Raw genomic sequence first — 21,133 nt, forward strand, 5'->3', positions numbered from 1 at the left:
AGATGGGTATAAGAGACAGGGCCAGAGACGGCACCCACGCCGGAGACGGTGGACGCGCCGCTGACGGTGGGCACGCCGGAGACGGTGGGCACGCCGCCTGCCGCACGCCGGTCATCGCAGACCGGCTGCGGGTCAGGTGCGCGCCAGGAAGGCCAGGGCGCGATCCCAGGTCAGGTCGGTGGCGACCGGATCGTGGTCGGGCACGGTCGGATCGGTGAACAGGTGACCCGCCCCCGGATAGCGGTGTACCACGAGGTCCGCCCCGGCGGCGGTCATCTCGCGTTGCCACGTGTCGACCTCCTCCGGCGGGTCGTACTGGTCCGGATCGGCCAGGTGCAGTGCGATCGGCAAGCCGGGCCGGACGGCCGCGGGCGAACCGCCGGTGCCGTGCAACAGCAGCAGTCCGGCCGTGTCGCGGCGTTCGGCGAGCATCGCGCCGGCCACCCCGGCACCCATCGAGAACCCCGCGAGCACGGTGTCGGGCGGGAGCCTGTCGAGCGCGGCACGGGCCCGGTCGAGGACCGTCTCCTGCCCGATCCGGTCGAGCAGGGCGAAGCCCTCCTCCACCGTGTCGACAGGCGGCTGACCGTAGAGGTCGGGCACGGCCACCAGGTGACCGGCGGCGCGGAGCCGATCGGCGGCGGCCGACACCGCCGGACGCAGCCCGTACACCGAATGGAAGAGCACCACGTGTCCCATCGGGACATCGTGCCGGACAGCTACGACAACTCCGCACCGGCGCGCGGCAGTCCGACCGGCGCCGGTCGGCCCGCGAGTGCGGCTCAGTCCCGGTGGCGACGGACCGGGCCCGGGTCCCGCTGCCCCGGTTCGCCGCCGCTCGCCTCGGCGATCGACCGGAGAGCCCGGCTGTGGCCCCGGAACTCGGCGATCACCTCCGCGTCCCCGCGGGTCACCGTGACGTCGTAGATGCCGCTGCGTCCGTACCGCGTACGTTCGGTGGCCCGGGCCAGCAGCAGGTCACCCTCCTGCGCCGGACGGACGAAGGTGATCTCACCACCGGCGGCGACGGCGGCCGGCCCATGGCTGTTGCAGGCCAGCGCGAAGGCGGTGTCGGCAAGCAGGAACACGAACCCGCCGTGAGCGATGCGGTGGCCGTTGACCATCTCCGGCGTGACCCGCATCCGGGCGACCGCCACGCCGCCGCTCGCGCTGACCAGCTCGATGCCGAGCCGGTTCGACGCCACGTCGGCAGCGAACATCTCGTGCGCGGCGGTGCGCTGCGGGTCCACGACGACTCCCGGTGCGATCGACCGGACGGTTTCCGGCCTTGATCGGACATCATGTCATCGCCGACGTCGGCGCTCGCCGGGGCACGGAACGTGACAAGGGGCGGCAGGACGAACGCGGGGCCGGCCGACTCTCCGCCGCCGACCCCGCGCGATCATCGCCCTGCCAATATCTCGCAATTGCAAGTCATTGGCAACAGGGTCTGGACAAGCGCCCGGCCGAGTAATTAGCGTGTCGGCCATGAGTCCTTACATCGCCGATGTCGATGCCTGGCAGGAAAGTTGGGACCGGCAGCAGGAGGCATACCTGCCGGACCGGGAACACCGGTTCACCGCCATGCTCGACGCGGTCGACGCCATCCGGGACGCCGCACCGCTGCGGCTGCTCGACCTGGCCGGCGGCACCGGCACCATCTCGCTGCGGGCGCTGCGCCGCTTCCCCGACGCCGAGCCGACCCTTGTCGACCAGGACCCCGCCCTGCTCGCCCTCGCCACCGCCTCGCTGCGCGACCAGGCCACCATCGTCACCGCCGACCTGGGCTGCCCGGACTGGCACACCGTGCTGCCGCACCACCGGTACGACGCGGTGCTCACCGCCACCGCGTTGCACTGGCTGCCCGCCGGACGGCTGGCCGCCCTCTACGGCGAGATCCACGACCTACTGCGCCCCGGCGGCCTGCTGATCAACGCCGACCACATGCCCGACGACACCCTGCCGGAACTGACCAAACGCCTGCTCCACCGGGCACAGGAACGCCGGGCCGCCCGGTACGCCGCAGGTGCCGTGCTCTCCTGGTCGCAGTGGTGGGAGCAGGCGGAGCGGGACGACACGCTGGCCCCCCTGGTACGCCAGCGGCACGCCATCTACCCCGCCGGCCACAGCCCCGAGTGGAACCCGCCGGTCTCCTGGCACCTGAACGCCCTCACCGAGGCCGGCTTCACCGAGGTGGGCACCCTCTGGCGCGGCGGCACCGACGCCGCCGTCGTCGCCGTCCACTGAGGTCCCGCCCCGAGTTCCGCGCAACATCTGGGAAGTTGCTGCCTCATCGGCCGGTGAGGCAGCAACTTCCCCGAAACTGCTACCAGATCTCGGGTAACGGGGAGAAACAGGTGGCGGAGTTCGTGCACGTGGCGGGGCGGGTCTGGGTCTGTGTTGGGGATCCGGATCCGGAGTTCGTGCAGGCTGGCGTCGCGCTGGTGGCCGACGAGCGCGGCAGCGTCCTGGTCGACGCGGGGCAGAGTCCGTCGCACGCCCGGGAGATCCAGGCGGCCCTGGCCGCCGCCGGCCTGCCGGCACCTCGCTGGCTGGTCTACACCCACCATCACTGGGATCACGTCTGGGGTGCCTGCGCCTGGCCGGACGTGGAGATCGTCGGTCACGCGACGGGTGCCGAGCTGCTGCGCGCCGAGGCGGCCCGGCCGTGGAGCATCCCGTACCTGCGGGCGGAGGTGCTGCGCAACCGGCGGCTGGGGCCGAGCTTCCGGGCCCGGGCGCTCGCCGTCGACTCCTGGGACGAGTTGACGGTGCTGCCGCCGACCCGGGTCTTCACCGACGAGCTGGAACTGCCCACCGGCGTGGTGGTACGCCACGTGGGCGGCCGACACGCGCCCGACTCGACAGTCGTCGTGGTCCCCGACTCAGGCGTGATGCTGCTCGGTGACAGTTGGTACCCGCCGCCGGCGCACCTGCGTACTCCCGAGGACGCGCCGGACCTGGCACTTGTCGCGCGCCTGCTCGACGACGACATCGGCTGGTACGTCTCCAGCCACAGCCCGCCGATGACTCTCGCGGCCGCCCGCGCGGCGGTGGCCGGCTGAGCTGACGCGGGTCAGCGGGCGCGGCGTTCCGGATGGGCCCGGTTCCAGGCGCGCATCCGCTCCGGGTAGCCGACCTTCGCCGCCTCGTAGAGCGGGATGGCGTGCTTGCGGGCCAGGGCACCGGCGGCGTGCGGCGTGCCGGTGCGGCGACGGATCCACTCGCCGTCGTGGGCGATCGCCATCACCGTGGTGTCGGTGGCGGTGGTCTCCGGTTCCAGGTAGAACTCCACCCCCTGCCGGCTGGCGGCGAAGCGGGCCAGCGCGGCCAGATCCTCCGGGGTGCCCTCGCGGTCCAGTTTCGTCGGGGTGCCCTGCGCGGCTCGGGGCCGCCGGCTGAACCAGCCCATGCCCGGCTCCTCTCCTCGGCGTACCCCCCAGTGCAGCACCGTCACCTGACAGATCCCTGTGAACGCACTGCCCGTCGGCTATCCGTCCGTGCCGGAGGAACCCGCCCGCGCCGGCACCCCCGTGCTGCCGGCGGCGGGCGGACGGGCGGCGGGGACCAGCAACAGCGTCGGCAGCAGCAACAGCGGCACGACAAGCAGCGCCCGCAGTGTGCCGACGTGGTCCCCGAGCAGGCCGAGCAGGGGTGGCCCGGCGAGGAAGGCGGTGTAACCGATCACGGCGACCACACTGACCCGGACGTGGGCGTGTTCCTCCTCGTCGGCCGCGGCGCTCATGCCGACCGGGAAGCCGAGCGAGGCACCGATGCCCCAGAGCGCGACGCCGACCACCGCGACCGGGCCGGAGCCGGCGAGCACCGCCAGCCCGGCGCCGACGATCGCGAGCACGATGGTGGTGGTGAGCACCGGCCCCCGTCCCCACCGGTCCAGCGCCACCGTGCCGAGGGTGCGGCCCAGCGTCATGCCGACCACGAAGACACCGAAGACCGCCGCGCCGGCCGCCTCACTGAAGCCGTACCCGTCGATGAAGGCCACCGCGAGCCAGTCGTTGGCGCTGCCCTCAGCGAAGGCCGCGGCCAGCACCAGCAGGCCGACCAGCAGGGTGCGCGGTTCCCGCCAGGCGGCGAGCAGCCGCTTGCGCTGACCGGCCGCGGTGGTGCCGTCGGCAGCCGACTCGGCGGGCAGGAACGCCCGGGCCCCGAGCAGGGTGCCGGCGAGCACCAGCGCGGCCAGCACGCTCAGGTGCAGGCCGACAGGTACGCCCAGCCGGGCCGCACCCGCGCCGAGACCGGCGCCGGCCACCGAACCGAGGCTCCACGCGGCGTGGAACCGGGGCATCACGGTCCAGCCGAGCCGACGTTCGACGAGGGCACCCTCGATGTTCATCGCCACGTCGCAGCTGCCGGAGCCGTAGCCGACCGCGAACAAGCCCAGCGCCACCCCGGGCAGCGCACCGAGCACGCCGGCGGACACCCCGGCGACGGCTAGCCCGAACGCCAGGATCGTGGTGGCCAGCGCCACCGCGCGGGCCGCGCCGAGACGCTGGGTGACCAGGCCGGCGGTGGGCATGGCGACGATCGCACCGATGGACATGGCCAGCAGCAGCAGACCGAGCCGGCCGGGTGTGAGATCCAACCCGTCACGGATCGCCGGCACCCGGGAAAACCAGGTGGCCACGGCCAGCCCGTTGAGCGCGAACACCACCGCGACGCCGTTGCGGGCGGCAAGCACAGCACGCGACGGTCCCCCGTCGGGCGGAGGTGTCACGGGGGTGGTGACGGCGGGATCCACGGACGTCCGGTCCTCTCCTTGCAGCGGTACTGGTGACGATCAGACACCTGGGAGCGCTACCAGCACAATCCGATTCGGGTTCTTACCTGTCCCGGCCAGGGCGCGGCATGATGCGGATGAGCATCCGCGCACCTCGGGCGGATCATCGGGAACAGGGAGAACAAAGATCATGACGACGGCACGCAGGCCGGCCACCCTCGACGACGTCGCCCGCGCCGCCGGGGTGTCCCGGTCGACCGCCTCCCGGGTCATCGCGGGTACCGGATTCGCGTCGCCGATCGCCCGCGAGCGGGTGCACACCGCGGCCGACCAACTCGGGTACGTGCCGAACGCGGCGGCCCGGGCCCTGGTGCACGGCAGCGGCGTACGCCTGCTGGTGGCGGTGACCGGCACCGGCCCGGAGGCCCTCGACGACAGCTACCTCGACCAGGTGGTGAGCAGTGTGGCGCGGGTGTGCGCCCCGCACGGCCTGGGCGTCACCGTCGAGTGGGTGCCGCTGCACGCACCGGGCCTGTTGACCCGGCTCGTCGACGACCGGGCGGTGGCCGGCCTGGTGCTCGTCAACACCACGGGCGCGCTGCTGGACCTGGTGCCGCGCCGGTTGCGGGGTCGGGCGGTGTCGATCGGGATCGGTTCGGCCACCGTGCCGTCGGTGGACATCGACAACGCCGCCGGCACCGACGCGCTGGTCCGCCACCTGTACGCCGAGGGCCGCCGACGGATCGCGATGGTCACCGGCCCCCGCTGGCTGGCCTGCGCGGACCGGCCGGTGCAGGCGTACCGGCGGCTGCTCGGCGACGCCGGGCTGCCGGTGCGGGAGGTGGTCGGCGACTTCAGCGCGGCCCGGGGCCGCCTGGCCGCCCAGGAGGTGCTGCGGCGCTGGCCGGACACGGACGCGATCGTCGGCATCAGCGACGCGACCGCGCTGGGGGTGATCGGTCAACTGCGCGCCGACGGCGTGCAGGTGCCCGGTGACGTGGCGGTGACCGGGTTCGACGACATCCCGCTGGCCTCGGCGACGGAGCTGACCACCGCGAGCCATCCGGTCCGGCGGATCGCCCGGGCGGCGGCGACGATGGTGCTGGAGCAGCGTCCGGTGCCGGGAAGCACGATGTTCCCGTCCGCACCGGTCCTGCGCGCGAGCGCCTGACCGGGCTCGGCGGGCGGCTTCCTGGAGGGCGGCCGGCCGGGCGCCGCGAGTGGCCGGCCGGGCGGCCGGTGCTGTCAGGTGGTGAGGGCGCGCAGCAGGTCGCGGACGGCGGCGGTCAGATCGGTACGGCTCGCCGGGGTGCCGGGCGGTGGCGCGCTGAGCGCGCCCGCGCCGACCAGCCGGTCGAACAGCAGCCCGTCGACGAAGGCGCCGAAGTGGTGCCCCTGGCGGCGGGGATCCGGGGCACCCGCACGGGCGAGCAGCTCCTCGGCCTGGGCCCGCAGCACCGTGCCGTGCGCCAGGATCGTCCGCAGCTGCGGCCGGTGCACCGCCTCCAGCAGGCACGCGTACCGGGCCAGGGTCCGGTCCCGGCCGGCGGAGAGCCAGTGATCGAGTATTCCGGCGATGCCGGCGGCGAGCTGGTCCAGGTCGCCCGGGGTGAGCGGTGGGCCGGGTGACGGGGGCGGTGCCGTGGTGGGCAGCTTGTGGTCGCCGAGATCGGCCCGGTCCAGGTCGGCCAACCGCTGCACGACCGCTTCGATGAGCGCCTGCCGGCTGCGCAGGTAGGCGGAGGTGGTGCCAGCGGGCATCCCGGCGCGGGCATCCACCGCCCGGTGGGTCAGCCCCCGCACGCCGTTCTCCGCCAGCAGCGCGATGGCGGCGTCGGCGAGCACCGCCACCCGTTTCGTCCGTCCGGTCAATCCGTCCATCCCGTTCTCCGTTCTACGGATGTAGTATGCCTTTCTACAGATGTAGAAAGGCGGCGAAGCATGGCGGAGCGACACGCGGTGGTGGCCGGGGCAGGCATCGGCGGGCTGGCCGCCGCCGTCGCGCTGCACCGACGCGGCTGGCGGGTGACAGTGCTGGAACGGGCCCCCGAGCCGCGTGAGGTCGGCGCCGGGATCACCCTGATGGCGAACGCCGTCCGGGGGCTGGAGGCGCTCGGACTCGGTGCGTCGATACGCCGGATCGGGCGGGCCGACGGCCCCGGCGGGCTACGCGACCGGACCGGCCGCTGGCTGTCCCGGGTCGACGCCGACGAGATGCACCGCCTGCTCGGCACCACCGCGCTCGGCGTACACCGGACCGCGCTGCACCGCACACTGCGCGAGGCGCTGCCCCCGCAGGTGCTGCGGACCGGATGCGTGGTGCGCGACGCGGACCCGGACACCGGGGTGGTGCGCTACGACCGCGACGGCGAACCCGCCGAACTCCGCGCCGACCTTGTCGTCGGCGCCGACGGGCTGCGCAGCGCGCTGCGAGGTGCGCTCTGGCCGCAGCTTCCGCCGCCGGCCTACGGCGGCTCGACCGCCTGGCGCGCCGCGATCGCGTACGACGGGCCACTCGTCACAGCGGTCAGCTGGGGGCCCGGTGCTGAGTTCGGCATGGTGCCGCTCGGCACCGGCCAGGTCTACTGGTACGCGGCGGTCACCTCACCGGCTGGCGAGACCGCCCCCGACGAACTGGCGGCGGTACGCGAGCGGTTCGACCACTGGCACGACCCGATCCCGGCGCTGCTCGCCGCCACGCCACCGGAGACGGTGCTGCGCAACGATCTCTACCATCTCGCCACCCCGCTGCCGAGCTTCGTCCGGGGCCGGGTGGCGCTGCTCGGTGACGCCGCCCACGCCATGCTGCCCCACCTCGGGCAGGGCGGCTGCCAGGCGATCGAGGACGCAGTGACGCTGGGCGTGCTCGCTGGTCCGAGCGGCGACGTCCCAGCGGCGCTGCGTGCGTACGACCGGGTGCGGCGACCCCGCAGCCAGGACGTCGCCCAGGCGGCGGCCCGGATGGCGCGCTTCGGTCAGCAGCTACGCCACCCGGCGGCGATCGCGGTACGCGACACCCTGGTGCGGTTCACGCCGGGCCGGATGGCGTTGCGCGGCATGGCCCGGCACGCGGACTGGCACCCGCCACAGCCGGGCTGAGCACCGGTCCCCGGCGGCGTTCAGTCGGTGGCGGCCAGGGCGGTGAGTTCGGCGTACTGCGGCGAGGCCAGGAAGTCGGTGAGCATCTGCGCCGTACCGGGCGTGTAGGGCCGGCCGTCCCGCACCTCGTCGGCGGAGAGGAAGACCAGGGCGGCACCCTCGCCGAGCACGATGTCGCGCTGCCGGGCCCGGGTGGGAGCGCAGAAGTAGTGCTTGACCCGGTTCTCGGCGGGCAGTTCCTGGCGCGCGTACAGCCGCAGGCCGTCGGTGACCCGCAGCCCGGTCTCCTCCCGCACCTCCCGCACGGCGGTCTGCTCGGGGCTCTCCCCCGGCTCGCCGTGCCCGCCCGGCAGCCCCCACACGTTCGGGTGGTACGGGGCGTGCGCGTCACGAAGCTGCATCAGCAGCCGGCCGTGCCGGTCCACGAGCAGTACACAGGAGATAGCAATCATGGCTCCAAACTAGGACGGATGCGCCTGGGGCGGCATCGGGCGGCTATGGTGGGCGTGTGATCGGGCTCGGTGCGCTCTGGTACCTCGTCGGCGTGTTGGCCGACGTCGGTGCGTCGAGCATGCTGTCCGGCACCGCCGCGGCGACCGGCGTCCTGCTGACGGTCCTGCTCGCCGCGACGAACCTGGTGCACCGGGTGGTCGCCGACCCCGACCTGCGGGTCACCCGCCGGATGCTGCGCGAACGCTCCGGACGCACCGGCGTGCCCCGCCACCGTGACCCCGACGCCGCCGGCCGTGCCCGGCCCAGGGCCCCGACGACGACCCTCGCGGTCGTCTGAGTCTGTTCCTCCCGCTCGTCGACGACCGCGGCTGACTGTTTCCTGCCCGTTTTCAGTCTTCGGTCGTCTTTCGAGGGGATACCCATGTCCAGATCGTCGATCCGCGCCGCCGGAGTCGTCCGGTGAGCACCCTCTTCAGCCCGATGATGGCCGTGATCTACGCGGCCATCTCGGCGATCCTGCTGTTCTGGCACGCCGCCTGGCAGGCGTTGTTCGGCGACGCCGCCGTGTGGGGCACCAACTGGTCGTGGGTGCTCGGCATCGTCTTCCTGGTGCTCACCGTGCGGACCGTGCTCTTCCCGGTCTTCGTCAAGCAGATCAAGTCGCAGCGGGCGATGCAGGTCCTCCAACCACGGATCAGGGAGCTTCAGGAGAAACACAAGAACGACCGGGAGACGCTCCAGAAGGAGATCATGGAGCTTTACCGCACGGAGAAGGCCAACCCGCTGATGGGCTGCCTGCCGATGCTGGTGCAGATCCCGGTCTTCCTCGGCCTGTTCCACGTGCTGCGGCATCTGAAGCCGACCATGCCGGAGCACATGAAGACGCTGTACGGCTGGACTGTCACCCAGTTCGACAGCGCGTCGTCGGCGAAGCTGTTCGGCGCGCCCATCGCGGCCCACTTCCGCTCCGACGCGCAGGAGCTGGCGCTGCTCGGCGCAAACGGCGTCACGGTCAAGGTGGTCGCCGCGGTCCTGATCGTCACGATGATCGTGACCACCTACCTGAGCAGCCGTCAGCTGATCCTGCGCACCGGGTGGTCGGAGGACCCGCAGCAGAAGATGGTGCAGCGGCTGATGCTCTACGGCATCCCGTTCTCGCTGCTCGTCTCGGGGCTGATCTTCCCGATCGGTGTGATCATCTACTGGGTGGTCACGAACCTGTTCAGTCTCGGCCAGCAGACCTGGGTGCTCCGCAAGTACCCGCCGCCACCGAGCAACGGCACCGGCGCGGCGAAGCCCGCAAGCGCCACCGCGACGTCACCGGCGCCCAAGGTCGGCGCCCGGCCGGACAACCCCCGCAGACGCGCGTCCCGCTGAACGCGAGCCGGGCTCCTGGCGCAACACCGAACGGTGTCGTGCCAGGAGCCCTGGCTCTACGCGTGGTCCCGGGCCCGCCCCGGGGCGGGCCCGGGACCGCGCCGCCGGGACTACCCGATCGCCGTCGTGGTCCAGCGGGGAGAGGCGTTGGTGACGGGAGCGGCCTCGCCGGTCAGGGTGATGCGGGTCCGGGTGTGGCGGTGGGTGCTGGTGCCGATCCAGAGTTCGACCTCACCGGGCTCGACGATCCGGGTGAGGGTGCGGTCGGAGAAGGCCAGCCGGGTGGTGGGCACCGCCATGTCGACAGTGGCCGACTCGCCGGGGAAGAACGTCTGCACCACCGCCGCGCACCGGGTCAGCGCCAACCGACCGCGTACGGCCGGCCGGTGAGCAGCACCAGCACCACCGGCCGTCCGGTGGCCGGCACCGCCTCGATCAGTTCCCGCTGCACCCCGGGCAGTTCCAGGTCGTCCCGGTCACAACCCTCGCCGACCGTGCCGCGCCCGGTCTCCAGCTTGCCGACGTCACCGAACTCGCCCTGCAACGGCGCGACCGCCTCACCGTCCTCCTTCTCCCAGAAGCCGACGAGCTGCGCGACCTTCTCCTCGATCGTCATCCGGCCGAGCAGCTCGCGTACCCGTGCCTAGCCCCGCGCCGGGTCCGGCCGGTCGGACCGGTCGTGGCGCGGAGCCGGTGGGCCGCCCACTATGCCGCGGACCTCAGTCATGGTGTGTATCCCCTTTGTTGCTCGCTCAGCCCTTGACCGCGCCCTGGAGGCCGCCGACGATCTGCTTCTCGGCGAAGGTGAAGAAAAGTAGTGCCGGCAGCATCGCCAGCGACGTGAAGGCGAGGATTCCCGCCGTGTCGGAGGTGTACTGGCTGGAGAAGTTCTGCGCCCCCAGGGGCAGGGTGTGCAGGCTGGCGTCACCGAGGACCAGCAGCGGCAGCAGGAAGGCGTTCCAACTCGCGACGAAGGCGAGAATCCCGACGGTGACCAGCGCGGGCCGCGACAGCGGCAGCACGATGCGCCAGAGGAAGCCGATCCGGCCGGTGCCGTCGATCGCGGCGGCGTCCTCCAGCTCGCGGGGTATCGCGGACAGGAAGGGTCGCAGGATCACGATGGTCAGCGGAAGTTGGAAGGCGACCTGCGGCAGGATCACCGCGTAGTACGAGTTGATCAGGTTGAGATCGCGCAGCATGAGGTAGAGCGGCAGGATCGCCGCCCCGGCCGGGAAGAGCAGGCCGAGGGTGAAGAAGGTGTAGAGCGCCTCGCGTCCCCGGAAGGTGTACCGGGCGAGCACGAACGCGGCGCCGACCCCGAGCAGCACCACACCGAGCGTGGTGCCCAGGGCGATCACGCCGCTGTTGAACGTCTGCTCCCAGAAGTTGCTCTGCGTCAGCACCCGGGCGTAGTTGTTCCAGGTCCACGGATCGGGCAGCCCGGCCGGGTTGGCGACGATCTGCGGGGTGGTCCGGAAGCCGCCGATGATCACGTAGATCACCGGTGTGATCGACACGGCGGCGACCGCGAGCGCCGACGCGTAGGTCAGTGGGCTGCCCCAGGCGAAGGGCCGACGGTTGGTGGCCGAGGGGGGCACGGCGTTGGCGGTCATGTCACTTCGCCCTTCCGGTGACGGCGCCCTGGATGTCACGGCGCAGCAGGAAACGCTGGAAGATCAGTGCCGCGACGAAGGAGATGACGAACAGGATCACGGCCACCGCATTGCCGTAGCCCCACAGCCGGGCGAAGAACCCGTTGTCCACCATGTACGTCGCCATCGTGGCGGACGCGCCGAGCGAGCGTACGGCCGGCACCGAGGTGACCCAGATGATGTCGAAGGCCTGCAACGAGCCGATCATCGACAGGAACATCCAGATCCGGATGGTCGGTCCCAGCAGGGGCAACGTGATGTGCCGCTGGGTCTGCCACCAGCTCGCCCCGTCGATCGCGGCGGCCTCGTTCAACTCCTGCGGCACGTTGGACAGGCCGGCGAGCAGGAGGATGATGGCGAATCCGACGTACTTCCAGGTGAGGACGAAGAGCAGGGTCCAGATGACCAGGTCGAGGTCGGCGAGCCACGCCTGCACCAGGCCGCCCATGCCGAGCGACTGCAGCAACGCGTTGACCGTGCCGGCGTCGGAGAGCAGCAGCTTCCACATGATGCCGACGGTGACCTCGGCCAGCACGTACGGCACGAACGCCAACAGCCGGAACAGGGTGCGGCCGCGGAACGTGCGGTTGAGCAGCAGGGCCACGCCCAGGGCGACGGGCCCCTGGATCAGCAGCGACCCGAACACGATGATGGCGTTGTTGCGCAGCGCGTCGAGGAAGATCGGGTCCTGGAAGGCCAGGACGTAGTTGTCGAACCCGACGTAGTCGGTGGGCGGTCCGACGCCGCGCCAACGGAAGAGGCTGTAGTAGAAGGCGAAGCCCATCGGCACCAGTACGAACATCACGTACACGATGACCGCGGGCGTGGTGAGACCGATGATCTCGAACCACTTGCGTCGGGTCTCGGCCGCGCGGTAGGGCGAGCGCCTGGCGGGCCGGCGCCCCGTCGGCGGCGCGGTCGCGCCGCCGACGAGGTCCAGGTGGGGATTGGTGGCTGTCACTTGCGTGCGGCCGCCTTCATCGCCTCGACTACCTTCTCGGGCGTGCCGTTGCCGGCGAAGATGGCGACGATCGCGTCGTTCATCGCGTTGCCGATGGTGCTGCCGAAGGCGGTGTCCAGCCAGAGCTGCACGTACGTCGCGCCGGTGGTGGCGTCCAGGATCGACTTCAGTGCGGGGTCGGCCACCCCGGCTTCGGCGCCCTTGGCCACCGGCAGGCCGGTGCCGGTCTCGGCGTAGCCCTTCTGCACCTCGGGGCTGACGATGTACTTGAGGAACTCGACGCACTCCGGCGGGGCGTTCTTGGCGCAGGCGAACCCGTCGCCGCCGCCGAGGGCCGCCTTCGGGTCACCGGGGGAGCCGGCGATCGCCGGCACCGGGAACCAGCCGATGAACTTGTTGAGCGCCTCCTTGTCGGCGGCGACGGTGTCCAGCGTGCCCTTGTTCCAGTCGCCCATCAGCTCCATCGCGGCCTTGCCGTTGGCGAGCAGGCCGTTGGCGCTGGTCGGGTCGTTCTGGCCCGGGGTGGCGATGAAGTTGTTCTGGAACGGCTTGGTGTCGATGAACGCCTTGAGGTCCTGGCCGGCCTTGACGAAGCACGGGTCGTCGAAGGTGAGGTCGGTGGAGGCCTTCTTCAGGGTGTCGATCGAGCAGGCGCGCAGCGCGAAGTTGTACCACCAGTGCGCGGCGGGCCACTTGTCACCGGCGCCGACGGCGATCGGAATGACGTTGATGGCCTTGAGCTTGTTGACCGTGTCGTTGAGCTCGTCGAGGGTGGTCGGCGGGGCGGCGATGCCGGCCCGCTGGAACATGTCCTTGTTGTACCAGATGCCCTCGATGCCCATCCGGTACGGCAGGCCGTACTGCTTGCCGTCGACCTGCCAGATCTCGGCCGCGCTGCCGATGTTGGCAACCTCGTCCTTGGCCTGCTCGGTGAGGTCCTTCAGGTAGTCGGCCTCGACCTGCTCACGGATCTCGCCACCGCCCCAGGACTGGAAGATGTCCGGCGGGTCACTGCTGAGCAGCGCGGCGGGGAGTCGGGTGCGCTGAAGCTGGTTGGTCTCGATGCCCTCGACGTTGATCGTGACCGTGGGGTGGAGGGTGTTGAAGTCCTTGGCGACCTTTTCCCAGTAGGTCTTGCCGGGTCCGTCCTGCGAGGCGTTGTGCCACCATGTCAGGGTCACCGGGTTCTTGAACAGCTCGTCCTGGGAGGGAGCCTCGCTCTCGCCGCCACCGCCACAACCGGCGACGAGCAGGGCGGTGGTGATGGACAGCGCTAGAACGCTGCTTGCGCGGCGCTTTATAGCCATCGGTGTCTCCTCGACTAGTCAGTCGGGTGCTTCGGCCTGCGGGGGAGTTTTACAGCCACGTAACGCAGTGTCAATCGGTGTCGATATCGTTTTCGGTTCGCCTGCGCCGCAGCCCGTCCCGCCCTCTATCATTCTCGGCGTGGCGTTTCCGCAGCGTGTCAACATGTCGGACGTGGCCCGCGCGGCGGGCGTCTCCGTCGCAACCGTATCGAAGGTCGTGAACGGCCGGTACGGCGTGGCCCAGGCAACTGTGGAGCGCGTTCAGCAGGTCATCCACGAGCTCGGCTACGAGGCCAGCCTCGGGGCACAGAGCTTGCGCAGCCACCGCACCAACGTGCTGGGCATCCTGGTCGCCGAGTTCGAACCCTTCTCCACCGAGCTGCTCAAGGGGGCGTCCACCGCGGTGGCCGGGACCGGCTACCAGTTGCTGGCCTACTCCAGCGGCGACGTGGCCGGCACGACGGTCGGCTGGGAGCGGCGCTCCCTGGCCCGGCTCTCCGGGACCCTCATCGACGGCGCCGTGATCGTCACGCCGACCGTGGTGGAGACCAAGCAGGGCTTCCACGTCGTCGCCGTCGACCCGCACACCGGCCCGTCGGGGTTGCCCACCGTCGACTCCGACAACTTCGCCGGCGCCGTACTCGCGACGAACTACCTGCTGTCGCTCGGTCACCGCCGGATCGGCCACATCAGCGGGCGTCCCGATCTGGAGTCGTCCCGCCTGCGGGAGGCGGGTTTCCGCCAAGCCATGGTCGACGCCGGGGTGGCGGTGGACGAACGGCTGGTGCGGGTCGGCGGGTTCCGGCTGGAGAGCGCCGCCGGCACCGCCGGGCAACTGCTCGCCCTTGCCGACCGACCGACCGCGGTCTTCGCGGGAAACGACCTCTCCGCCATCTCCACGATGACCGTCGCCCGGGAGATGGGCCTGGCCGTGCCCGACGACCTGTCCGTGATCGGCTTCGACAACATCCCGGAGTCGGCGCTTGTCAACCCGCCGCTGACGACGATCATGCAACCCCTGCAGCGGATGGGCGCGGAGGCGTTGCGCCTGCTTGTCGACCTGATCGCCGGGGTCGAACGCGACATCCACATCCGGCTCCCCACCGAGTTGGTCGTCCGCGCCTCGTGCCGCGCCCTGCCCGACTGACCCCAGAATCCGTGGCGCGCGGACAACTTTGCCGGTGTTCGCGCCATCTGACGGAACGGCAACACCCCGACGGTATTTCCGGAGTCGTCACCGGCTCTTGAAGTACGTCATCGCGCCGACACGGCACGGAAACAGGCCGGGGTCGGCGGACCGTCCCGTCGATGGGAGAAACAGTCATGAGCGGTGTAGCAAGACGTGTCCGCAGAGTCGCGCTGGTGGTGCTCACCGGTGCGGCGCTCGCCGGGCTGCTGACCGTCACCGCGGCCGCCGCCGCGCCCCTCGCGGCACCGGACCGGGCCGTCGCGGCAGACCGTACCGACGTCTACATCAAGGACGTGGCCGCCGACCTCGGGTACCAGCCCCACACGCTCAGCCCGCTCTGGGCCAGCCCGGACATCAAGGTCTGCCCGACGGCCATCGAGTGTGCCGTCAGCCAGAACCCGATCGTCGGCCAGACCAACTACGTCTTCGTCAAGCTGCGCAACCCGGGACCGTACGGCTCGGGCACCAGCACCGGCGTGCTCCGGGTCTACCGGACCACGCCCGGCGGCGGCGCGGTCTGGCCGACCCACTGGACCCAGATCGGCGCGGTGAACGTGACCGCCTACGCAGGCGTCACCACTGTCACCATCCCGTGGACCGGCGTGCCCGGCCCGGGTCACTTCTGCCTGATCGCCCGTTGGGTCTCCCCCACCGACCCGATGACCTTCGAGGGCCCGGACATCAGCACCAACACCCGCAACAACAACAACATCGCCTGGCGTAACGTCGACTCGGTCCAGCTCACCGCGGGCTCGGGCCAGACCACCGTGCGGCCCTTCGCCATCGGCAACTCGCTGACCGTGCCGTCCCGCAACGACCTGGTCTTCGAGGCCGCCGAGCCGTTGCAGGCGATCGGTGGCCGAGTCGTCGTCGACCTCGGTCAGGACCTCTTCGAGCGGTGGCGGGCCGGCGGCGCGGTCGGCACCGGGGTACGCGCGGTCGGCCGTACCCAGATCGAGATCGTGGAGCCCACCAAGGCCAGCCTGGGCAACCTGCTGCTGAACCCGGGTGAGCGGGTCGAGTTCAAGCTGCTCTTCTCGGCCGAGGCGGCATCGGAGAAGGAGATCGCGTTCAACGTGATCCAGTTTGGCCCGGACACCGCCGGCGCCAAGCGCACCGACCTCGGTGGCGTGCAGTATCTGATCAGCGCTGACAAGCGGTAGCTCCGGTACGGCATGGGGGTCGCGGGCCATCCGGCCCGCGACCCCCATCAGCGTCAGCGCAGGCTCACCCAGTCGGTGGCGACCGCGTACCCGCCGACCTGGGCACAGAGCTGGATCGGTCCCGGTGGGGGCACACCGAGCGAGAACAGGCCCACCGCGTCGACCGGGGCCTCGTCGTAGGTGCCGCTGGCCGTACGCGCGCTGACCCGGCCGCCACCGGACGGGGAGAGTTGGCCGACGATCCCGTCCGTGCTCACCTCGATCTCCATCAGCACCGGGCCGGCGCGGAAGGCGAGGGTCCGCTCGGATCCGCTCGACCGGGTCAGTCCCACCAGTTCCTTGTCGCACGCCGAGTCGAAGGTCAGCTCGGCCAGGGCCAACTCGGCACCGACCGTACGCCAGGCGAACGCCGCGCGGGCCGCCGTGACGTACTCCTCGGGCACTCCCCCGTCCTCCCACAACGCCTCAACCAACTCCGCTGTCAGTCGGTCGTCATCGGCCGGCGGCCACGGCTCCATGGTGTTCACCCCCGTTCGTCGGAGCGGCTCGATCCAGGCCGCGGTACGGTGCCAGGGCCGGGCAGTCGCGCAGCCGACGCAGGCAGCGGGCCTGGGTCGGACCGATGCTGCCGACAGGTACGCCCAGCCGGTCGGCGGTTTCCCGATAGGTGAGCGGCGGATCGGCAGTCAGCAACGCCAGCAGTTGCTGGCAGCGTTGCGGAAGCTGGGCGAAGCCCTCCCGCAGCGCCTGCCGCCGCTCGGCCCGTAACAGGTCCTCGTCCGGCGGCGTGGTGTCCGCCCGGGTTCCGTGGTAGGCGTCAAGCGACGCGTCGGACGGGTCGACGGGTTGGACCCGTCGACCGAGGCGGGACATCCGGTAGCACTCACGTCGGGTGGTGACGGCCAACCACGCGGCCAGCGCCTGCGGCTCGCGTACCTGGTCGAGGTGTTCCACCAGCCGCAGCCAGACGGTCTGGTTGACATCGGCCGCGTCGGCGCCGCCCAGGTCGTACGAGCGGATCACCGCGTACACCAGCGGGGTGTAGCGACGCACCAACTCGACCCAGGCCGACTCGTCCCCGCGCGCCGCGGCGGAGACCAGGCCGGCCACCGAGACACCCGGACCTGCCGGTTCCGTACGGCCCGTACCGTGGCCGACGGCCCGACCGGCCGTACCCCGGGCGGCGCTCATCCGACGAACACCCCGTAGTCGGGATGCCAGCGCGGTGTCGCGAGCAACGCCAGCCGTACCGCGTCGGCGCTCAGCCCGCCGGCGGTCATCAGGGCGGCGATCCGACCCGAGACGTGCGCCGTGGCGAACGAGCTGCCGGCCCAGGTGGCGTAGCCGTGGAAGAGCCGGGTCGGCCGCCCCGGCAGCGGCAGCCTGCCCGTGACGTACGTGCTGTCACGCCGGCCGAACGCGCAGGCGTCGACCCAGGGCCCGAACCCGCTGTAGGGCGCCGGCAGCACACCTGTGGGACCGGCCTCCACCGCGGCGACGGCCAGGACCCGGTCCAGCGCGGCCGGCCAGACCGGCCGGCTGCTGCCCGCGTTACCGGCCGCCGCCACCACGGCGGTCGTCGACGGCAGTCCGGCCAGCGCGGTGGCCAGCGGCAGCGACGGCTGGTCGTCGAGGGTGAATCCGCCGAGCGAGAGGTTGACCACCGACACCTCCGGCACGAGCCGGCTCAGCGCGGCCACCAGCATCGCCTCGTCGCCGACGCCGGTGGGGCCGAGCGCGGCCTCGGGGTCGACGCGTACGCCGGGCGCGGCCTGCCGGACCACCCCGGCGACGAACGTGCCGTGACCGCCCTGCGGTGCGAGCACGTCGGTGTGCACGTAGAGCGGATCCTCGTCGTCGACCTCCGGCAGGTAGGCGCCGCCGAGCCACTGCGGGTGCCAACTGCCGGCCTGCCCCCAGATGCCGGTGTCGCAGATCCCCACCGTCACCTGGGCGCCCTCGCCGAGCCGGGCCGGATCGGGCGGGGGCAGCGCGGCGGCGGCCCGGGGCGGCCCGCTCGGGTTGCCCATGATGTTGCCCAGGCCGAGCAGCACATGGTGCGGTTGCACCTTGGGCGCCGGTTGGCCCTGCCACTGCCGGGGATCGCGCAGTTTCGCCACGACCGCCGGGATGTCGGTCTCCGTGGCGAAGAGCAACCGGCTGACACCGGCGAAACGGTCGGCCACGGTGACCTGGTGTCCGCTGTCTTTGAGCCAGGCGGTGACCCGCCGGACGTCCGCGTCGGCGGCGAGCAGTTGCCGGGGCCGGTAGAGGATCTCCCGGCCCGGCGTGCTGTGCCGGCGTACGTCACGATCGGCGGCCAGCGCCTCGGCGAACGCGAGTTGGTACGCCTTGTCGTCGGCGTCGTCGGCGCCGGACGCCGCGGCCGACGCAGGTGCCACACCGAGCGGCACCGCCGCTGTGGCCAGGGCGGCGGTCGCCAGGAGCCGCCGTCGGGACAGCAGGGACGCGCGGCGCGGCGCGGCGGGGTGGTCAGGAAGCACGGGTCCTCCCAGATGCCCGGGGCGGTGGCGCGGTGGTGGCCTGAGCGGCCTGTTTCCCCGGATGTCCACCGATTCTTTCAAGCAATCAGCGTATGTCAATGAGCTGAAAAGACGGACCCATTCCCGGGCCGGTCGCGCCCATTCGTGCACATTGACGATCCACCATGGATGGTGAACTCTTTGGCTATGCCCGACAGCACTGGTGCCGGTGCCGGGATCGCCCAGACGGCGCTCGACAGCGTCCAGCGCTGTCCCCGCGAGGCGATAGCTATCGCCCAGCGGGTGCTCGCCAGCAGAGGCGTCGACAACGACGAACGCGCCACCGCTCATCGTGCCCTCGGCCTGGCCCTGCGGGAACTTCACGACCTGCCCGGCGCGCTGCGTCACCTGCGTCGGGCGGTACGCGTCGCCGACACCGCCCGGACCCGGGCGCTGGCCCGGATGAGCCTCGGCTTCGTGCTGGCCAACGCCGGCCGTACCGCGGCGGCGCTGCGGGCGGTGACCACCGCGCTGCCCGAGTTGACAGGCGCGGACGCCGGGCGCGCCCGGATGCAGCGGGGTGTGGTGCTGCACTACCGCGGCCGCTACGACGAGGCGGTACGCGACTACGGCCACGCCATCGACATCGCCCAACGCGAAGGCGACCTGCTGCTGGAGGCGCGGGCCCGGAACAACCGGGGCCTGCTCAACGCCCACCGGGGGGCCGGCGGCGGCGCCGACGACCTGGCGCGGGCGGCTGCCGTCTTCCACGGGCTCGGCCTCGACCTCGCGGCGGCCGACGCCCGCTGGAACTCCGGGATCGCGGCCGGCCGGCGCGGAGACGTCGCGACCGCGTTGCGCTGCTTCGCCGCCGTCGGCGAGGAGTACCAACGGCTCGCCGTGCCCCGCCCCGCGTTACTGCTGGACCGCGTCGAGCTGCTGCTGTCGGTGCCCCTGGTCGACGAGGCGGTGCAGGTCGCCGCCGTGGCGACCCGGGAACTGCGCCACCGCGGCATGGCCTCCGACCTCGCCGAGGCGCTGCTGGCCCAGGCCCGGGCCGCGCTGCTCGCCGGTGACCTGGACACCGCCACCGCAGCCGCCGCGGCCGCCCGGACCCGCTTCCGGCGGCAGGGTCGCCGCACCTGGGCCGCCTTCGCCCGGCACGTCGAACTGCGCGCCGAGTTCCGCCGGGGAACCCGCTCAGCGGCCCTGTTCACCGCCATGCTCCGCACCGCCGACCAGCTGGACGCCACCGGCTGGCCCGATCCGGCGCTCACCACCCGCATCGACGCCGGGCTGTTGGCCGCCGCGATCGGCCGCACCGACCGTGCCCGGGAGTTGTTCACCACTGCCGCCCGCACCCGTGGCCGGGGCACCGCACCCCGACGCGCCCAAGGCTGGTACGCGCTGGCGCTGGCGCGCCGGCTCGGCGGTGACGAACCCGGCGCGGCCCGCGCCCTGAGCCGTGGACTGGCCGTACTCGACAGGCACCGCACCTCGCTGGGCGCCACCGAACTGCGGGCCCACAGCGGCGCGTACGGGCAGGAACTGGCGGCCGAGGGGCTGGACATCGCGGTCCGGGCCGGCGCGCCGGCCCGGGTGCTCGCCTGGGCGGAGCGGTGGCGCGCCAACGCGCTGCGGACGCGCTCGGCGCTGCCGCCCGAGGATCCCGAACTGGTCGCCGCACTCGCCGAACTCAGACTGGTCAGCAGCCTGCTGGAGGACGCGGTGCTGGCCGACCGCCCGGTACGCGCCCTGCGGGGCCGGCAGGCCCGACTCGAACAGCGGATCCGGGACCTGGCCCGGCGAGCAGCCGGCGGAACCGGTGCGGTGGACCCGCCACGCGTCGGTGCCCTGGCCGAGCGGCTCGGCTCACGCGTACTCGTCGAACTGGTGGCGCACGGCGATCGGCTGCGGGCGGTGCTGGTCCGCGACGGCCGGGCCAGCCTGCACGACCTGGGCCCGCTCGGCGAGGCGACGAGGTTGGCCCGGTGGCACCGGTTCGGGCTGCGCCGGCTGATCACCGCCGGGGACACCGTCGCCGCCCAGGCCGGTGCCGCACACGCCGCGGCGGCCCTCGACCGTCAACTCTTCGACCCGCTCCGGCACCGCCTGGCCGACCGGCCCCTGGTGATCGTCCCGGTCGGCGCGCTGCACTCCGTCGGCTGGGCCGGGTTGCCAACCTGCGCCGGTCGCCCGGTCACAGTCGCCCCCTCGGCCACCGTCTGGCTCGGTGCGGACGCGCGGATCCCGGCGGCCGGGCCGCCGGTGCTGGCCAGCGGTCCGCGCCTGCCGGCCGGGCAGGCCGAGGTGCACCGGCTCACCCAGGTGCTGCCGGACGCCCGCCTGCTCACCGGCGCGGACGCCACCGCCGAGGCGTTGACCGCGGCCCTGGACGGCGCGGGGATGGTGCACATCGCAGCCCACGGCACGTTCCGCGCGGACAATCCCCAGTTCTCGTCGCTGGAACTCGCCGATGGGCCGCTCTTCGCGTACGAGTGGGAACGCGTCACCCGCCCACCCGACTGCGTGGTGCTCTCCGCCTGCGACTCCGGGCTGACCGGTGTGCGCCCCGGCGACGAGATCATGGGTTTCGCCGCGGTGCTGCTGGCCCTGGGCACCCGGTGCCTGATCGCCACCGTGCTGCCGGTGCCGGCCGAACCCACCACCGCGCTCATGCTGGACCTGCACCCTGTCTCTTATACAAATCT

22 protein-coding genes and 1 pseudogene are annotated in these 21,133 nt (G+C 72.2%); 9 read left to right on the forward strand and 14 right to left on the reverse strand.

Features of this window, described 5'->3' with window-relative positions; all coding sequences use genetic code 11:
• Positions 1 to 132 precede the first annotated feature (132 nt).
• A complete protein-coding gene (locus tag C1I93_RS14910; protein WP_223256285.1) occupies positions 133 to 786 on the reverse strand; it encodes a dienelactone hydrolase family protein in 654 nt (217 codons plus the stop codon).
• Positions 787 to 857: 71 nt separating this feature from the next.
• Positions 858 to 1,300, reverse strand: a pseudogene (paaI, locus tag C1I93_RS14915) (hydroxyphenylacetyl-CoA thioesterase PaaI); the annotation flags it as partial.
• A 188-nt stretch (positions 1,301 to 1,488) separates the two neighbouring features.
• Between paaI and C1I93_RS14920 the strand changes: the two are divergent.
• Positions 1,489 to 2,247 (forward strand): class I SAM-dependent methyltransferase, encoded by a 759-nt coding sequence (locus tag C1I93_RS14920; protein WP_111243887.1) that lies wholly within the window; start codon positions 1,489 to 1,491, stop codon positions 2,245 to 2,247.
• A gap of 53 nt (positions 2,248 to 2,300) precedes the next feature.
• Positions 2,301 to 3,065: an MBL fold metallo-hydrolase gene (locus C1I93_RS14925; RefSeq protein ID WP_223256274.1), complete on the forward strand. Its 765-nt coding sequence runs from the start codon at positions 2,301 to 2,303 to the stop codon at positions 3,063 to 3,065.
• Between the two features lie 11 nt (positions 3,066 to 3,076).
• Here C1I93_RS14925 and C1I93_RS14930 read toward each other — a convergent pair whose 3' ends face one another.
• Together C1I93_RS14930 and C1I93_RS14935 are read right to left on the reverse strand one after the other, a co-directional pair.
• Positions 3,077 to 3,412: a hypothetical protein gene (locus C1I93_RS14930; protein WP_111243903.1), complete on the reverse strand. Its 336-nt coding sequence runs from the start codon at positions 3,410 to 3,412 to the stop codon at positions 3,077 to 3,079.
• A 78-nt stretch (positions 3,413 to 3,490) separates the two neighbouring features.
• The gene (locus tag C1I93_RS14935) at positions 3,491 to 4,759 is read right to left on the reverse strand and encodes an MFS transporter (RefSeq protein WP_420811722.1); all 1,269 of its coding nucleotides are present in this window, start codon (positions 4,757 to 4,759) and stop codon (positions 3,491 to 3,493) included.
• 169 nt (positions 4,760 to 4,928) lie between these two features.
• Between C1I93_RS14935 and C1I93_RS14940 the strand changes: the two genes are divergently transcribed.
• The gene (locus tag C1I93_RS14940; RefSeq protein ID WP_111243888.1) at positions 4,929 to 5,909 is read left to right on the forward strand and encodes a LacI family DNA-binding transcriptional regulator; all 981 of its coding nucleotides are present in this window, start codon (positions 4,929 to 4,931) and stop codon (positions 5,907 to 5,909) included.
• Between the two features lie 74 nt (positions 5,910 to 5,983).
• Here the strand turns inward: C1I93_RS14940 and C1I93_RS14945 are convergent, their stop codons facing one another.
• A complete protein-coding gene (locus C1I93_RS14945; protein WP_111243889.1) occupies positions 5,984 to 6,619 on the reverse strand; it encodes a TetR/AcrR family transcriptional regulator in 636 nt (211 codons plus the stop codon).
• Positions 6,620 to 6,679: 60 nt separating this feature from the next.
• Here C1I93_RS14945 and C1I93_RS14950 point away from each other — a divergent pair, with 60 nt between their 5' ends.
• Positions 6,680 to 7,837 (forward strand): FAD-dependent monooxygenase, encoded by a 1,158-nt coding sequence (locus tag C1I93_RS14950; protein ID WP_111243890.1) that lies wholly within the window; start codon positions 6,680 to 6,682, stop codon positions 7,835 to 7,837.
• A 20-nt stretch (positions 7,838 to 7,857) separates the two neighbouring features.
• On the opposite strand, the gene C1I93_RS14955 is transcribed toward C1I93_RS14950, so the two are convergent.
• On the reverse strand, positions 7,858 to 8,289 hold the full coding sequence (locus C1I93_RS14955; protein ID WP_111243891.1) for an NUDIX hydrolase: 432 nt from the start codon (positions 8,287 to 8,289) through the stop codon (positions 7,858 to 7,860).
• 56 nt (positions 8,290 to 8,345) lie between these two features.
• Between C1I93_RS14955 and C1I93_RS14960 the strand changes: the two genes are divergently transcribed.
• Complete coding sequence (locus C1I93_RS14960; protein WP_111243892.1) at positions 8,346 to 8,627, forward strand: DUF6412 domain-containing protein; 282 nt, start codon at positions 8,346 to 8,348, stop codon at positions 8,625 to 8,627.
• Between the two features lie 143 nt (positions 8,628 to 8,770).
• A complete protein-coding gene (yidC, locus tag C1I93_RS14965) occupies positions 8,771 to 9,667 on the forward strand; it encodes a membrane protein insertase YidC (protein WP_420811724.1) in 897 nt (298 codons plus the stop codon).
• Positions 9,668 to 9,777: 110 nt separating this feature from the next.
• Here the strand turns inward: yidC and C1I93_RS33270 are convergent, their stop codons facing one another.
• From C1I93_RS33270 to C1I93_RS14985, 5 genes are all read right to left on the reverse strand, one after another.
• Positions 9,778 to 10,032: a fibronectin type III-like domain-contianing protein gene (locus C1I93_RS33270; protein WP_420811721.1), complete on the reverse strand. Its 255-nt coding sequence runs from the start codon at positions 10,030 to 10,032 to the stop codon at positions 9,778 to 9,780.
• Complete coding sequence (locus tag C1I93_RS33275; protein ID WP_420811720.1) at positions 10,023 to 10,283, reverse strand: glycoside hydrolase family 3 C-terminal domain-containing protein; 261 nt, start codon at positions 10,281 to 10,283, stop codon at positions 10,023 to 10,025. Before C1I93_RS33275 ends, C1I93_RS33270 begins: the two co-directional genes overlap by 10 nt.
• Positions 10,284 to 10,419: 136 nt before the next feature.
• Complete coding sequence (locus C1I93_RS14975) at positions 10,420 to 11,280, reverse strand: carbohydrate ABC transporter permease (RefSeq protein WP_111243893.1); 861 nt, start codon at positions 11,278 to 11,280, stop codon at positions 10,420 to 10,422.
• Between the two features lies 1 nt (position 11,281).
• Positions 11,282 to 12,280 (reverse strand): carbohydrate ABC transporter permease, encoded by a 999-nt coding sequence (locus tag C1I93_RS14980; RefSeq protein ID WP_111243894.1) that lies wholly within the window; start codon positions 12,278 to 12,280, stop codon positions 11,282 to 11,284.
• Positions 12,277 to 13,587, reverse strand: a complete 1,311-nt coding sequence (locus C1I93_RS14985) for an ABC transporter substrate-binding protein (RefSeq protein ID WP_111243895.1) — start codon at positions 13,585 to 13,587, stop codon at positions 12,277 to 12,279. The genes C1I93_RS14980 and C1I93_RS14985 overlap by 4 nt, the downstream gene beginning before the upstream one ends.
• Positions 13,588 to 13,726: 139 nt before the next feature.
• Between C1I93_RS14985 and C1I93_RS14990 the strand changes: the two genes are divergently transcribed.
• Both C1I93_RS14990 and C1I93_RS14995 read left to right on the forward strand, forming a co-directional pair.
• Positions 13,727 to 14,734, forward strand: a complete 1,008-nt coding sequence (locus C1I93_RS14990) for a LacI family DNA-binding transcriptional regulator (RefSeq protein ID WP_111243896.1) — start codon at positions 13,727 to 13,729, stop codon at positions 14,732 to 14,734.
• A gap of 176 nt (positions 14,735 to 14,910) precedes the next feature.
• A complete protein-coding gene (locus tag C1I93_RS14995) occupies positions 14,911 to 15,939 on the forward strand; it encodes a hypothetical protein (RefSeq protein ID WP_146603506.1) in 1,029 nt (342 codons plus the stop codon).
• 53 nt (positions 15,940 to 15,992) lie between these two features.
• Here C1I93_RS14995 and C1I93_RS15000 read toward each other — a convergent pair whose 3' ends face one another.
• From C1I93_RS15000 to C1I93_RS15010, 3 genes are read right to left on the reverse strand one after another with little or no spacing between them, the layout of a single operon-like run.
• A complete protein-coding gene (locus C1I93_RS15000) occupies positions 15,993 to 16,457 on the reverse strand; it encodes a hypothetical protein (RefSeq protein ID WP_111243898.1) in 465 nt (154 codons plus the stop codon).
• On the reverse strand, positions 16,432 to 17,130 hold the full coding sequence (locus C1I93_RS15005; protein WP_111243899.1) for an RNA polymerase sigma factor: 699 nt from the start codon (positions 17,128 to 17,130) through the stop codon (positions 16,432 to 16,434). Before C1I93_RS15005 ends, C1I93_RS15000 begins: the two co-directional genes overlap by 26 nt.
• Positions 17,127 to 18,443, reverse strand: a complete 1,317-nt coding sequence (locus tag C1I93_RS15010) for a S8 family peptidase (RefSeq protein WP_223256273.1) — start codon at positions 18,441 to 18,443, stop codon at positions 17,127 to 17,129. Before C1I93_RS15010 ends, C1I93_RS15005 begins: the two co-directional genes overlap by 4 nt.
• Before the next feature lie 186 nt (positions 18,444 to 18,629).
• On the opposite strand from C1I93_RS15010, the gene C1I93_RS15015 reads away from it, so the two are divergent.
• A partial coding sequence (locus C1I93_RS15015; RefSeq protein ID WP_258378289.1) for a CHAT domain-containing protein occupies positions 18,630 to 21,133 on the forward strand: 2,504 nt, incomplete at its 3' end.

The sequence above is a fragment of the Micromonospora endophytica genome (assembly GCF_003236305.1).
GTDB classification, from domain to species: Bacteria; Actinomycetota; Actinomycetes; order Mycobacteriales; family Micromonosporaceae; genus Micromonospora; species Micromonospora endophytica.

Excerpts from the sequence above, each read along its gene's own strand:
- C1I93_RS14975 (WP_111243893.1), bottom strand. The coding sequence starts at position 11,280 with ATGACCGCCAACGCCGTGCCCCCCTCGGCCACCAACCGTCGGCCCTTC.
- C1I93_RS15005 (WP_111243899.1), bottom strand. The coding sequence starts at position 17,130 with ATGAGCGCCGCCCGGGGTACGGCCGGTCGGGCCGTCGGCCACGGTACG.
- C1I93_RS14945 (WP_111243889.1), bottom strand. The coding sequence starts at position 6,619 with ATGGACGGATTGACCGGACGGACGAAACGGGTGGCGGTGCTCGCCGAC.
- C1I93_RS14995 (WP_146603506.1), top strand. The coding sequence starts at position 14,911 with ATGAGCGGTGTAGCAAGACGTGTCCGCAGAGTCGCGCTGGTGGTGCTC.
- C1I93_RS14940 (WP_111243888.1), top strand. The coding sequence starts at position 4,929 with ATGACGACGGCACGCAGGCCGGCCACCCTCGACGACGTCGCCCGCGCC.
- yidC (WP_420811724.1), top strand. The coding sequence starts at position 8,771 with ATGATGGCCGTGATCTACGCGGCCATCTCGGCGATCCTGCTGTTCTGG.
- C1I93_RS33275 (WP_420811720.1), bottom strand. The coding sequence starts at position 10,283 with ATGACGATCGAGGAGAAGGTCGCGCAGCTCGTCGGCTTCTGGGAGAAG.
- C1I93_RS14930 (WP_111243903.1), bottom strand. The coding sequence starts at position 3,412 with ATGGGCTGGTTCAGCCGGCGGCCCCGAGCCGCGCAGGGCACCCCGACG.
- C1I93_RS14950 (WP_111243890.1), top strand. The coding sequence starts at position 6,680 with ATGGCGGAGCGACACGCGGTGGTGGCCGGGGCAGGCATCGGCGGGCTG.
- C1I93_RS14985 (WP_111243895.1), bottom strand. The coding sequence starts at position 13,587 with ATGGCTATAAAGCGCCGCGCAAGCAGCGTTCTAGCGCTGTCCATCACC.
- C1I93_RS14920 (WP_111243887.1), top strand. The coding sequence starts at position 1,489 with ATGAGTCCTTACATCGCCGATGTCGATGCCTGGCAGGAAAGTTGGGAC.
- C1I93_RS15000 (WP_111243898.1), bottom strand. The coding sequence starts at position 16,457 with ATGGAGCCGTGGCCGCCGGCCGATGACGACCGACTGACAGCGGAGTTG.
- C1I93_RS14955 (WP_111243891.1), bottom strand. The coding sequence starts at position 8,289 with ATGATTGCTATCTCCTGTGTACTGCTCGTGGACCGGCACGGCCGGCTG.